This is a genomic window from Brucella gallinifaecis, from assembly GCF_006476605.1.
Classification (GTDB): Bacteria; Pseudomonadota; Alphaproteobacteria; order Rhizobiales; family Rhizobiaceae; genus Brucella; species Brucella gallinifaecis.
This window is the reverse complement of record NZ_ML636803.1, coordinates 196339-210311: the sequence shown is the minus strand read 5'-3', so window position 1 is coordinate 210311 and position 13973 is coordinate 196339. Positions and strand designations below refer to the sequence as shown.

The window sequence follows — 13973 nt, the reverse complement described above, 5'->3', positions numbered from 1 at the left end:
GCAGTCCACAACCAGTGCTTCGGTCCATAATTGGAGTGTCGAACTCCTAAATTCAAGCTGCTTTAACCAGCAACATTCATAGAATCGTCATTTATCCTGCGCCGTCACGCAAACTTGTACAATAACGATTATGCGATATATCGAGCGAACACCAATGATAGACAAGAAAAAGGCCGCTTTCGCGGCCTCGCTCTCATTTCTTCAACACCTGTCAGGCTGAAGCATTGCCTTTTTCATCCTGACGTTCAGCATAAATGTAAAGCGGACGAGCACTGCCATCCACCACATCACCGGAAATAACCACTTCCTGTACACCTTCCAGAGTTGGAAGTTCAAACATTGTATCGAGAAGGATCTTTTCCATGATCGAACGCAGACCACGAGCACCAGTCTTACGTTCAACAGCCTTATTGGCAATCGCACGCAAAGCATCATCGTGGAAGCTCAGCTCGACATTTTCCATGTCAAACAGACGCTGATACTGCTTCACGAGCGCATTTTTCGGCTCGGTCAGGATCTGAACCAGTGCATCGACATCCAGATCTTCCAGAGTGGCAATAACAGGCAGACGACCGACGAATTCCGGAATAAGGCCGAATTTCAGCAGATCTTCCGGCTCCAGCTCCTTGAACACATCACCGATACGACGTTCATCGACCGATTTGACATGCGCACCAAAACCAATCGAAGTCTTTTCGCCGCGAGCTGAAATAATCTTGTCGAGACCGGCAAAAGCACCACCACAGATGAAAAGGATATTCGTCGTATCCACCTGCAGGAACTCCTGCTGCGGATGCTTGCGGCCACCCTGTGGCGGCACGGAAGCAACGGTGCCTTCCATAATCTTGAGCAGCGCCTGCTGAACGCCTTCGCCTGATACATCGCGGGTAATCGAAGGATTGTCCGACTTGCGGCTGATCTTGTCGACTTCATCGATATAAACAATGCCGCGCTGTGCGCGTTCAACATTGTAATCTGCCGACTGAAGCAGCTTCAGGATGATGTTCTCGACATCTTCACCGACATAGCCAGCCTCTGTGAGAGTCGTTGCATCGGCCATGGTGAACGGAACATCGATGATGCGTGCAAGAGTCTGGGCAAGATAGGTCTTGCCACAACCCGTCGGACCAACCAGCAGAATGTTGGACTTCGCCAGTTCGATATCATTATTCTTCGTCTGATGCGCGAGACGCTTGTAGTGATTGTGTACCGCAACCGAGAGAACGCGCTTGGCGTCTTTCTGGCCGATGACATAATCGTCAAGAACATCCATAATTTCCTGCGGCGTAGGCACACCTTCGCGCGACTTCACCATCGAGGTTTTATTTTCCTCGCGGATGATATCCATGCAAAGTTCGACACATTCGTCGCAGATAAACACGGTCGGGCCCGCAATCAGCTTACGAACTTCATGCTGGCTTTTGCCACAGAACGAGCAATAAAGCGTATTCTTTGAATCGCCGCCGCTGTTGCTGACTTTGCTCATTGCAGTTTCCTTTCAATTGACTGAAACGAGTGAGCGCTGTCCACACCCATTCCAATCGTTTTTTCCGGTTCGGCCCCATCCAGAAAGCAAAACACGCTTCTGGCTGGTTCCATCAGCAGCTTTTACGCACTGCTTACAAGTCTTCGGGTTCCAGTCACCCCAGGCTTTCCGACCGAATAAGCCTTTATGGCAACTTTTGCAGAACCTCAGCCAGGGAACAAATGAAAAATCATATCCCCGGTCGAGATTCGGCACAATCTGAACAATATTAGCGTGTGGAACCCCAACAGATCCTTAATATGAAGCCATAAGTTTCACGTAGGACCACGAAATAAGCCCCTTTTGTGGCAAACCACATTAAAATATGAAAAGGCAGCCAGCCACCTCTATAAATTACTTGGTTTCTTCAGCTGCCACTTCACGCGATTCGATCACCTTGTCGATCAGACCGAATTCAAGCGCTTCCTGTGCCGTCATGAAATGATCACGATCGAGCGTACGCTCAATGGTCTCATAATCGCGGCCAGTATGCTTGACGTAGATTTCATTGAGACGGCGCTTCATCTTGATGATGTCCTGCGCATGACGCTCAATATCGGATGCCTGCCCCTGGAAACCACCCGATGGCTGATGAACCATAATACGGGCATTAGGCAGGGCGTAACGCTGGCCAGTTGCACCTGCGGTCAAAAGCAATGACCCCATGGAAGCGGCCTGCCCCATGCAAAGCGTGGAAACTGGCGGCTTGATGAACTGCATCGTATCATAAATCGCCATACCAGACGTAACCACGCCACCGGGCGAGTTGATATACATGTTAATCTCTTTCTTCGGGTTTTCAGACTCGAGAAAGAGCAGCTGCGCACAGATCAGCATCGACATGCCGTCTTCTACAGGACCATTGACGAAGATGATGCGTTCTTTCAGCAAACGTGAAAAAATATCATAGGCCCGCTCGCCACGGTTTGTCTGTTCGACAACCATTGGCACGAGGTTCATCACGGTTTCAATTGGATCTCTCATTATGGGCCTCTGCATATTTATACCGAATATGAATCGTATGGATGTACCATACATAGGGCTTTGCAGCCATGTTCCGCAAGATGTCGATCAATACCAGTATGGCGGACCCGAAATTCGTATCACTGTATTGCAGTCAACTGAGCGAATTTCGAGTCCAAAGCCATACTAGTAAATTATTGAATCTAGTGTGGTTTACAGATTTGAAGTTCCTAAACGGGAATGCAAGACACATGATAGGAACTTCAAATCCACCACACTAGTCACAATCGGGCTCGACAGGCTTGATCCCGCGTTTCTCATCCAGCATTTTGCGGGCGGTTTCCGTCAGGCAAGCCTGAATACGAACAGAGCCGTCCTCAAGATCTTCGCGCTTTACTTCACTGCCATGCTGGTAAATCCAGTCGAGAATACGTAGCTCAGCCGGTGAAAGCACGACATCAATCGCACCAAGCGCACCAGCAATGCGGCTCTCGATGAGGGATAACAACCTGTCAACACCTTCACCCGTCCATGCTGAAAGCGGGATTGGCCGCCCCTCGTCACCACCTGCGGCAGCCAGGCGCAATGCCGCTTCACGGCCAGCTTCATCCAGATTGTCAATTTTATTCCACACCTGGATCACGCGCTTATGATCATGTGGCTCGACATCAAGCCCTGCAAGAATGGTTTCAACATCCTCAGCCTGTGACGCATTATCCGGGTCGGAAATATCGCGCACATGCAAAATGAGATCGGCTTCAACAACCTCTTCAAGTGTTGCACGAAACGCAGCCACAAGATGATGCGGAAGGTTCGAGATAAAGCCAACCGTATCGGAAAGAATGACCGTCTCGCCATGCGGGAGACGAATGCGCCGCAAGGTGGGATCAAGCGTGGCAAACAACATATCTTCCGCCAGCACATCCGCGCCGGTCATACGATTGAACAATGTTGATTTACCCGCATTGGTATAGCCAACCAGTGCGACCACCGGATGCGGCACCTTGCGGCGCTTCTGTCGATGCAAGCTGCGGGTTCGCACAACCGTTTCAAGCTCACGCTTTATCTTCAGAATCTTCTCCTGAAGCATACGTCTGTCGGCTTCGATCTGTGTTTCACCCGGACCACCGAGAAAACCGCCACCGCCACGCTGGCGCTCAAGGTGGGTCCAGCTTCTGACCAGGCGGCCCTTTTGATAGTTCAGATGCGCAAGCTCTACCTGCAACGCACCTTCCTTGGTACGCGCTCTCTCGCCAAATATCTCCAGAATGAGCCCCGTACGATCGATAACCTTGACGTTCCACTCTTTTTCAAGATTACGCTGCTGCACCGGTGTCAAAGAATGATCGACAATGACAAGATCAATTAGTTTATCTTCAAGAATTTCAGCGATTGCCTCAACCTTGCCAGTCCCCAGAAGCGTTGCAGGGCGCGGCTGGTTGACGATGACACTTTCCGCATGGGCAATTTCAAGATTAATCGCACGTGCAAGACCAACGGCTTCTTCCAGCCGCGCTTCGTTGGAACGCTGGAACTGAGGCCGTTCGCCTTCTTCACTGGCAGTGCTGACATTATGCCGTTCTGGCAAAATTGGAACGATCACCGCAGCTCTGGTGGGTTCTGGCTCAGACAGACCAAATCCATTCTTGTCATCAGCAGGCGTTACGTTCTTATCCTTGAATTTCGACAAATATACTTACTCCGGGATACGGCACCCAATTGCTCAAGCAGATAGGTCTTCGCATAAGCAGTTTCAAACAGAAGACGCCCCGGTCAATCAAATCATGATCCCAAGCCCGTCAGAGGCTGGTTCAGAATCGAAAAAGCCAGTGCCAAGTGATACCTTTCAGGCAATCACCTCGCACCAGCCATAAACTGACCAATATCAAACAGAAAAGCGTCAGGCTTCCTCACCCTCAAACATCTGCACAGGCTGGCTTGGCATGATGGTCGAGATTGCATGCTTGTAAACAAGCTGCGAATGCCCATCGCGGCGCAACAATACGCAGAAATTATCAAAAGACGTTACGATACCCGTAAGCTTCACACCATTAATAAGAAAAATGGTCAGTGAAATTTTCTGCTTGCGTACAGAATTGAGAAAAAGGTCTTGAAGATTTTGCGATCGTTCAGCCATTGTTTTTATTCCTTTAATCGATCAGCATTTTGTTCGCTCATGCCAGACGAACACGCCCATACACATAAATCAAGCTCCCAGGCAGCGCAACACCAGTCGCCAACCGCAATTGCTGTGGAAAGACAACTGCTTCGCTCTTAAGCTTCGGTTAACAGGATGAAAATCTTTGTGCAACCGGCAAATTCAAAAGCCAGAGCATATCCTGAAAAGTGGGAAGCCAATTTCAGAACAAGATGTGCGTAAAAACAAATAGATAGAGCATTTCTAATATTTCAACTTAATTCAGGAATGCTCTGGTAAGCAAATCTTACAGATTGCAAAATCTCCAACTTTTTCAGTCATTTGAAACAATAATGAATCCATCTGTGCAGAAATAAGTCCCTGTAGCATCTGTTCTTTGAAAAGATCGATTAAACAACAGCAGCCAGAGTCAGAAAAATTCAAGGCTGACCCGGAACATCTGTTCCACATGCTTGATTGCTTCAGCAGTTGCAAAAATCACAACCCGGTCCTTTGGCTTGATCCTGACATCCCCATTGGGCTGGATAACCTGTCCATTGCGATAAATTGCGCCAACTCGCAAACCTTCCGGCAATTCAAGATCACGAAGAGGCGCACCGACCAGCGACGATGTCTCAAGTGCCTCCGCCTCAATGATTTCAGCCATGTCCCGATAGACACTATAAACCGCGCGGATACGACCACGCCGGACATGCTGCAATATTTTTGACACGGTTACGGCTTTCGGATTGATATAGGCATCAATCCCCACCATGGGCGTGAAATCCTGATAGGCAACCGTATTGATCAACGCCATATTCGCCTTGCAGCCAAGACGTTTTGCCATAATGCTGGAAAGGATATTGACCTGATCCTGATTGGTCAGTGCAACAAATAAATCTGCATCCTCAATATCCGCTTCCTGCAAAAGCGCCTGATCAAGCGCACTTCCATGCAAAACCATGGTCCGTTTTAACTGATCTGCAATTGTAAACGCCCGCTCATGCTCGCTTTCGATCATCTTGATGCGGGTTTGCCATTTGCGTTCTTCAATGGCTTTGGCGACATATAGCCCGATATTGCCGCCACCCGCGATGACAATACGATGTGCTTCCGGCTTCTCATGCCCAAACAGTGAAAGCGTCCTGCGAACCTGCTCGCGGGTTGTCACCACATAGGCTAAATCGCCAACATTGAGCTGGTCACTCGAACGCGGGATAAACAGACTGCCATTTCGCACAACACCAACAACTGTTGCTGCCAGATCTGGAAACAAATCGGAGAGTTGTTTCAGCGGCGTATTGATAACAGGGCATTCTTCCAGACACTCGATTGCAAGACCAATGATCTTGTCATCAGCAAAGCGCAACACATCGGTGGCACCCTGCAAGGCGATACGTCGCAGAACCACTTCGCCGACTTCCAGCTCGGGCGAAATAATCACATCAATCGGCAGGTTTTCACGTAAAAACAGGTCCTGATATTCAGCATTGAGATAGGATTGTGCCCGAATACGCGCGATCTTGGTCGGCACATTAAAAACCGAATGCGCCACCTGACAAGCCACCATATTGACCTCGTCAGACAGCGTAACCGCAATAATCATGTCAGCTTCATTGGCACCGGCCGCAGCCAGAACATCAGGATGGGATCCATGACCAACAAACCCGCGCACATCCAGCGTATCACGCACAATCTCGATATGGCGAGCAGAAGTATCAATGACAGAGACGTCATTTTCTTCAGCCGCAAGCCGCTCGGCGATACCATAGCCAACCTGCCCTGCCCCGCACACGATTACGCGCATGATCGTCCCGCCTGATTTAACTTATCTATTATACGCCAAGTGACTTGAGCTTGCGGTGTAATGCCGAGCGTTCCATGCCGACAAACTCCGCCGTACGCGAGATATTTCCACCAAAGCGATTAATCTGCGCAATGAGATATTCCTTCTCAAATCGCTCACGTGCTTCACGTAAAGGAAGAGCCATGATGTGTTGATCCGATTCCGTTGGTGCACGCGGCAGCGTATCACCAATTTCTGCCGGCAGGAGATCAGCCGTCACTGGCGCATCAGGATCATCGCCACGCGCCAGAATCATCAATCGCTCAACATTGTTGCGCAACTGACGAATATTGCCCGGCCAGCTATGCGACTGCAAAACAGCCATTGCATCAGAGCCTATCTTGCGCGGCTTGATACCCGCCTGTTCTGCAATCTGCGTCATAAAATATTCAACGAGTGACGGAATGTCCTCGCGGCGCGAAGCCAAAGGCGGCACATGCACAGGCACCACTGAAAGACGATGAAAAAGGTCTTCGCGGAAAGTGCCTTCCGCAATCATGCCTTCAAGGTTCTGAGCCGTGGATGAGATGATACGGACATCAACCTTCACGCGCTTGGTTCCCCCCACCCGCTCAAACTGCTGATCGACCAGAACACGCAAAATCTTGTTTTGTGTTTCACGCGGCATATCGGCGACTTCGTCGAGATAAAGAATACCGCCATGCGCTTCTTCAAGCGCACCGACCTTGCGTTCTCCACCATCCATTTCAGTACCGAAAAGCTCAATTTCCATACGCTCTGGCGTAATGGTTGCAGCATTGACGGTCACAAATGGACCGTTTGCACGGCTGGATTGAGCGTGAATAGCACGTGCTGCCAGTTCTTTACCCGCACCGGAAGGTCCGGTTATCATGATGCGGCTATTGGTTGGCGCAACACGTTCAATGGTCTGGCGCAACTGATTGATCGCCAGCGACGCTCCAATCAATTCCATACTGTTGCCGCCGCGCTTACGAAGACTGGACACTTCGCGCTTGAGTTTAGATGTTTCGAGCGCTCGTTCAGCGACCAGAATAAGACGATCAGCCTTGAAAGGCTTCTCGATAAAATCATAAGCACCACGTCGGATAGCAGAGACAGCCGTTTCCACATTGCCATGACCGGAAATCATCACGACAGGCAAATCCGGGTGCTGCTTCTTGATTTCATCAAGAAGCGCAAGACCATCCAGACGACTCCCCTGTAACCATATATCCAGAAAAACCAGACGCGGCACACGATCATCTATAGCCGCAAGAGCGCTATCCGCATCAAATGCTGTCCGGGTTTCATAGCCTTCATCGCTGAGGATGCCTGCAACAAGTTCCCGAATATCCGTTTCGTCGTCAACTACAAGAATATCGGCTGCCATATCAGTTCACCTGCCCAACTGTCTCGTTTCCGGGATTTCCTTCTTCCGTACCGGTCAGCCCGGCAGAAACCTCAGGAAAGATCATACGTATCATTGCGCCACGCCCTCCGTAAAAGTCCGCCGGCGCATCATGCAATTCCATATATCCACCGTGGTCTTCCACGATCTTGCGAACAATGGCCAGACCAAGCCCTGTGCCTTTTTCCCGCGTAGTCATATAAGGCTCCAGCAATTTCTGGCGATCATCACCTGGCAGACCTTTGCCATTATCAATGATGTCGACCACCAGATGCCCATTGGCTTTATAAGAACGAACAAGAATATGTCCTTCGCCGCGCTCTTCTTTTAGCACCGCATCAATTGCTTCGCTGGCATTCTTGATAACATTGCCAAATGCTTGACCAAGCAAACGACTGTCAAAAGAACCAATCAACGCGTCAGAACCATATTCATTGGTGAATTTAATATCCTGACGGCTCACTTCGATAAGAAAAGATGCTTCACGCAAAGCTTCGCGAATGTCCATGACCTTCATTTCCGGCTTGGGCATACGGGCAAAGGCCGAGAATTCATCGACCATGCGTCCGATATCACCAACCTGACGAATAATCGTATCCGTACATTGATCAAAAACTTCACGATCTTCAGTAATGACCTTGCCATAGCGACGGCGAATACGTTCCGCAGAAAGTTGAATCGGGGTTAGCGGGTTTTTAATCTCATGCGCAATACGCCGCGCAACATCAGCCCAGGCGGAAGAACGCTGCGCCTGAACAAGATCCGTAATATCATCAACCGTTACGACATAGGAATGATCGTCTGAATCCGCATCCTCAACCGTTACCTGAACATTGAAACTGCGGGCAACACCGCCCCGTGTCATGCTAACCTGCTCACGATACATGGCACGTTCGGTCGTGCGGGCAACCTCAAATGCCTGTCCGATTTCAGGCGCTATGCTGCTCAGGCTTTTGCCAATGGCATCATCTGAACTCACGCCAAACATATGTTCGGCAGAGCGATTGAGAATTGAGATGGATCCATCGGTTTCAATACCAATAACCCCGGCAGTAACACCAGAAAGCACTGCCTCTGAAAAGCGGCGACGTTCATCAATCTGGTCTTTAGCCGACAAAAGCTCATTGCGCTGGCTGTTAAGTTCCTCAACCATATTGTTGAATGTGACAGACAACGCACCAACATCACCATCTGACGAACGCACCGGCACCGAAACATTGAGATTACCGGCAGCCACATCATCTGCTGCGCCAATAAGAAGCCTGATTGGACGCACAAGACGGTCAGCAACAGCAATACCGGTCCAGATTGCCGACAGAAGAACAATCAGCGTCAAACCAAAATATAAAAGCGCAAACGCAATCTGTGTTGGAATGCGGTTCGCATCCATTTCCTGATAGCGTTGCGTATTGGCTTCCATCAGCCGCATAGAATCCAGGATTTGCTGATCGACTGCACGAACCGTGTAGAGATAAAGATCCGGTATCTCGCGCATCTTGATTACCGCACCGACAAAATTACTGTTGCCCGGCGGAATGATAACCGGCTTGCCATCGGCAGCGGTTTTCAATGCATCTTTGGTTGGCGGCGGAAGCCGTGTTTCAACACCTGTCTCGCTTCTAACGACGACATCCCCGTTTTCACGCACAAGGAATGCACCAAGCAGACCGCGACCTCCAGCCTGGAGTGTCATATAGCGGATAAAACCACCTCGATCGAGGCTATAAACTGTGCGTTGCGCATCAAGCTCCTGCAACATCGAAAATGACGTGCTTTGCAGATTGAGCGCCGTTTCCCGAATATAAGCAGTTGTCAGATTTTGCGATGAACTGACAATATCGCGCGTATTGGTATCAAACCAGCGATCAAGCCCGAGATTAAGCGTAACAGACGCAACAATAGCCACCACAATTGCAGGAACAGCAGCAATCAGCGAAAAAAGTGCAACAATGCGAACGTGAAGCCGTGAAGCCGCTTTTCCAGATCTGCGTGCCGATACAATGCGATAAATCTCACGGCAAATCAGAAGTATAAGAAAGATAATCAGCGCGACATTGATAATGACCAGCGCAAGCGTAACGGCGCGATCTGGCGTAATTGGCGTGATGCCGATCAGGATCGCAAACGAAATGGAAGCGGTGATCAGCGCCAGCACAACGGTGATAATACCCGGCAATGCAAGAAGCCTGCGCCCCTCACCACCACGCGATGATCGCTCCGTCTTTTCAAGACCTGTCGTCAGATTCGCTGTATTCATATTAACCATATTACCCAATAGCGTTGCATCTACGCAACGCATTGTGGCGAAAATGCAACGATTGTTTACAGTTTAGAGCGCATCCCGAAAACTGTGACACGGATTTCGATCAAGGATGCGCCTTTAAAACAAATATTTAGAATGCCGAACTGATTGAATCAGATCGGCGTTCTAAATGAAGGTCCGTGCAATTGAGAAAAGGCCTACCGCTTGATTATCAAGGTTTTGCACCCCGATATATGTTCACACCAAGCTCTCTGATCTTCTTGCGCAACGTATTGCGATTAAGCCCAAGAATCTCGGCAGCCTTGATCTGATTGCCGCGCGTTGCGGTCAGACAAGCAAGGATCAGCGGATATTCAAGCTCTGCCAGAACACGATGGTAAAGACCGGGCGGCGGCAAATCCACTCCAAAAGACGCAAAGTAGCGCTGCATATTCTGCTCCACCACCTGTGAAATGGTAATGTTCTCTATGTCTCCGGCAACAGCAATCGGAATATCCATCTTGGAAACCTCCGATTTCAACTCGGATTCAATGATCTCCGGCGAAATCTCATCCTGCGGATAAAGGGCAGAAAGTCTGCGAACGAGGTTTTCAAGCTCACGAACATTGCCCGGCCATGGATAGCGGCGCATCATTTCGAAACCGGCAGAAGTGATCCGTTTCTCTGGCAAACCTTCTTCGGCGGCACGCTTGAAAAAATGGCGCACCAGATCCGGCACATCTTCACTACGCTCGCGAAGCGGCGGCAAACGCAGCGGCACCACATTCAGACGATAGTAGAGGTCTTCGCGGAACAATCCCTGTGCTATAAGCTGGCGCAAATCCTTATTGGTTGCCGCCACAATCCGCACATCGGTCTTGATCGGCGTACGCCCGCCGACCGTCATATATTCGCCCTGTTGCAACACACGCAGCAAGCGCGTCTGCGCTTCCATCGGCATATCGCCAATTTCATCAAGAAAAAGTGTTCCGCCATTGGCCTGTTCAAAACGCCCGCTGGAACGATTCTGAGCACCGGTAAATGCCCCCTTTTCATGACCGAACAGTTCTGATTCAATCAGATCACGCGGAATCGCAGCCATATTGATGGCGACAAACGGCCCTTTACGGCGACGCCCATATTCATGAAGAGCGCGTGCAACAAGCTCCTTACCAGTGCCGGACTCACCCGTGACCATCATGGTCAGATCAGTCTGCATCATGCGAGCCAATACGCGATAGATTTCCTGCATGGCCGGAGAACGTCCAACCAGCGGCATATTATCAGCCTGCTCATCAGGAATAACCGCAGCAGGCTTATGCTTTGGCTCAGAAAGCGCACGACCGACAATATTGATCAACTCTGTCAGGTCAAAAGGCTTCGGCAGATACTCGTAAGCCCCAGCTTCCGAAGCCCGGATCGCTGTCATAAATGTATTCTGAGCACTCATCACCACAATCGGCAGCTCCGGGCGCATTTTCTTGATGCGCGGCAGCAAATCAAATGCATTTTCATCCGGCATATTGACATCTGTAATCACCAGATCGCCATCACCGGCTGCTATCCAGCGCCAGAGCGAGGTCGCATTCGATGTTGCCCACACATCATAGCCTGCACGCGAGAGCGCCTGATTAAGCACTGTGCGAATTGCAGCATCATCATCGGCAACAAGTATTGTACCAGTCGGACGTCCGGCAATCATGCGTTATCTCCTGTCTTTGCAGACATATTATCAGCTGAACTCTTCCATTGCGGCATGAGTATGCGAAATGTTGTACGCGCCTGCTGACTGTCGCACTCAATCACACCGCCATGATCTCCAATGATTTTGGCCACAAGCGCCAGTCCGAGACCGGACCCATTGGTCTTGGTCGTCACAAAGGGATCAAACAAATGCGGCAACATATCTTCCGGCACACCCGGACCATTATCATGCACACAAAATTCCAGTGGCAGAGCCACACGATCACTGGCGCCCGGCACCTGCAGGCGGATGCCTGGGCGATAGGCGGTCGAGAGCGTAATTTCAGCATCGTCACGCTCACCCAATGCTTCCGCCGCATTTTTAACCAGATTAAGAAACACCTGCACCAACTGATCGCGATTGGCATAAACTGGCGGAAGCGAGGGGTCATATTCCTCAATAAAGCGGATATGCCGGGCAAACCCATTGCGTGCCAAAGTCTTCACATGATCGAGCACCGAATAGATATTAACCGCCGTGCGCTCGATAGGTCGCTCATCGGAAAACACTTCCATACGATCAACAAGCTTCACGATGCGATCGGTTTCATCAGTAATAAGCCGCGCCAGCGCACGATCATCATCACCAACCACCTGTTCAAGCAATTGCGCAGCACCACGAATGCCTGAAAGCGGATTCTTGATTTCATGCGCCAGCATCGACGCAAGACCCGTGACCGAACGCGCAGCCCCGCGATGGGTCATCTGACGGTCAATCTTTTCCGCCATGGTTTTTTCTTTGAAAAGGATCACCACGGCACCAGGAGTTTCAATCACCGGCGCTACATAAATATCTACAATACGCTCGGCACCAAGCTTTGGCGAAGAAATATCGACGCGATATTCATTCACAGGAACCTGAGCCGTTCGAACCTGATCCACCAGAGCCAGCAAGGGGCTTCCGAAAGGCAAGAAAGATTCAAGAGAATTGCGTGCCAGAATAGATGAACCAGAGCGGAAAAACTGCTCCGCATCCATATTGGCATAAACAATATGATTGTCGCCGCTCACCATGATCACAGGCTGATTGATCGCATCCAGTATAATGCCCGGAATGCCTGTCAGTTCACTCTTGCTGCCCATTATGCAACCTTTCTGTCTGCTTCACACAGAAAAATCCGCGTCAGTGCCGCAATAACCGCTTCAGGATCAATGAGCCTCATGATTTCAGCCTTATCTTCAGATGAGAATGCGCTACCCGCATGGCGTTCAAGATACCAGCCAAGATGCTTCCTCGAATGACGGACACCCGTTTTGCTACCATAATGGTCGAGCATATCCTCGTAATGTCTTATAATATAAGAAAGAATATCAACGCCTGTTCGCGGTGCAAAATCACTGCCGGCAATCAGTCCGGCAAGCCATGGCTGGCCATAGGAAGCACGACCGATCATCACGGCATCAGCACCTGAGCGACGCAACAACTCTTGCGCATCAGCCCGCGATGTCACATCACCATTGGCAACCAGTGGAATTTTCACAACATTGCGCACAGCCTGAATAGCGTCCCAATCAGCCTTCCCCTCATAAAACTGACAACGCGTGCGGCCATGAACTGTTATCATCGCAATACCAGCATCTTCAGCACGTTTTGCAAGCTCAGGTGCGTTGATACTGTTCTCATCCCAGCCCAGACGCATTTTCAACGTAACCGGTACTTTCACAGCCTTTACTGTTGCCTCAACCAAGGTCATGGCATGATCAAGATCGCGCATCAATGCCGAACCGGAATAGCCTCCCGTCACCTTCTTGGCAGGACAGCCCATATTAATGTCGATAATATCAGCGCCTTCACCCTCGGCAATCTTTGCTGCTTCCCCCATCCAGTGCGCTTCACGGCCTGCAAGCTGCACAACATGCGTGCCAAGCCCCGTTCCGGACAGCCGTAACATGCTTTCTTTATGACGGTTACAAAGTTCCGCACTTGCGACCATTTCCGAAACAACCATACCAGCACCCGCCTCGGCAGCACGCCTGCGAAACGGAAGATCGGAAACGCCCGACATCGGCGCAAGAAAAACGCGGTTTGGAACGACCACGTTGCGTATATTTAAAGGCAATTCAAGATTAGCGATCAAAATATGCTCATTTGATGTGCATGATGCAATTAGCACACAGTTTAATCACTCACTCTATCGAACGCAAGGA

General features: G+C 50.1%; 10 protein-coding genes. All 10 read right to left on the bottom strand.

Annotated features, from left to right (window positions below; genetic code table 11):
• Positions 1–211: 211 nt before the first annotated feature.
• Entirely contained in the window at positions 212–1486 is a 1275-nt protein-coding gene (gene clpX, locus FHY56_RS07600; RefSeq protein ID WP_140904572.1) for an ATP-dependent Clp protease ATP-binding subunit ClpX, read from the bottom strand.
• Between the two features lie 393 nt (positions 1487–1879).
• Positions 1880–2509 carry an ATP-dependent Clp endopeptidase proteolytic subunit ClpP gene (clpP, locus tag FHY56_RS07595; protein ID WP_140904571.1) on the bottom strand — a complete coding sequence of 210 codons (630 nt, stop codon included), beginning with the start codon at positions 2507–2509 and terminating at the stop codon, positions 1880–1882.
• Between the two features lie 256 nt (positions 2510–2765).
• Entirely contained in the window at positions 2766–4178 is a 1413-nt protein-coding gene (gene hflX, locus FHY56_RS07590) for a GTPase HflX (protein WP_140904570.1), read from the bottom strand.
• Positions 4179–4388: 210 nt separating this feature from the next.
• Positions 4389–4625 (bottom strand): RNA chaperone Hfq, encoded by a 237-nt coding sequence (gene hfq / locus FHY56_RS07585; protein WP_002964239.1) that lies wholly within the window; start codon positions 4623–4625, stop codon positions 4389–4391.
• Positions 4626–5055: 430 nt separating this feature from the next.
• Positions 5056–6432, bottom strand: coding sequence for a Trk system potassium transporter TrkA (trkA, locus tag FHY56_RS07580; protein ID WP_140904569.1), 1377 nt, complete (start codon positions 6430–6432; stop codon positions 5056–5058).
• Positions 6433–6460: 28 nt separating this feature from the next.
• Entirely contained in the window at positions 6461–7822 is a 1362-nt protein-coding gene (gene ntrX / locus FHY56_RS07575; protein ID WP_140904568.1) for a nitrogen assimilation response regulator NtrX, read from the bottom strand.
• Between the two features lies 1 nt (position 7823).
• Positions 7824–10139, bottom strand: a complete 2316-nt coding sequence (locus FHY56_RS07570; RefSeq protein WP_140904567.1) for a sensor histidine kinase NtrY-like — start codon at positions 10137–10139, stop codon at positions 7824–7826.
• A gap of 175 nt (positions 10140–10314) precedes the next feature.
• The gene (ntrC, locus tag FHY56_RS07565; protein WP_140904566.1) at positions 10315–11784 is read right to left on the bottom strand and encodes a nitrogen regulation protein NR(I); all 1470 of its coding nucleotides are present in this window, start codon (positions 11782–11784) and stop codon (positions 10315–10317) included.
• Positions 11781–12908, bottom strand: coding sequence for a two-component system sensor histidine kinase NtrB (locus FHY56_RS07560; protein ID WP_140904565.1), 1128 nt, complete (start codon positions 12906–12908; stop codon positions 11781–11783). The genes ntrC and FHY56_RS07560 overlap by 4 nt, the downstream gene beginning before the upstream one ends.
• Positions 12908–13900, bottom strand: coding sequence for a tRNA dihydrouridine synthase DusB (dusB, locus tag FHY56_RS07555; RefSeq protein ID WP_193556769.1), 993 nt, complete (start codon positions 13898–13900; stop codon positions 12908–12910). The genes FHY56_RS07560 and dusB overlap by 1 nt, the downstream gene beginning before the upstream one ends.
• Positions 13901–13973 lie beyond the last annotated feature (73 nt).

Bases quoted from the DNA above. Each gene is read 5' to 3' on its own strand.
- clpX (WP_140904572.1), bottom strand. From the start codon at position 1,486: ATGAGCAAAGTCAGCAACAGCGGCGGCGATTCAAAGAATACGCTTTAT.
- clpP (WP_140904571.1), bottom strand. From the start codon at position 2,509: ATGAGAGATCCAATTGAAACCGTGATGAACCTCGTGCCAATGGTTGTC.
- hfq (WP_002964239.1), bottom strand. From the start codon at position 4,625: ATGGCTGAACGATCGCAAAATCTTCAAGACCTTTTTCTCAATTCTGTA.
- trkA (WP_140904569.1), bottom strand. From the start codon at position 6,432: ATGCGCGTAATCGTGTGCGGGGCAGGGCAGGTTGGCTATGGTATCGCC.
- ntrX (WP_140904568.1), bottom strand. From the start codon at position 7,822: ATGGCAGCCGATATTCTTGTAGTTGACGACGAAACGGATATTCGGGAA.
- FHY56_RS07570 (WP_140904567.1), bottom strand. From the start codon at position 10,139: ATGCGTTGCGTAGATGCAACGCTATTGGGTAATATGGTTAATATGAAT.
- ntrC (WP_140904566.1), bottom strand. From the start codon at position 11,784: ATGATTGCCGGACGTCCGACTGGTACAATACTTGTTGCCGATGATGAT.
- FHY56_RS07560 (WP_140904565.1), bottom strand. From the start codon at position 12,908: ATGGGCAGCAAGAGTGAACTGACAGGCATTCCGGGCATTATACTGGAT.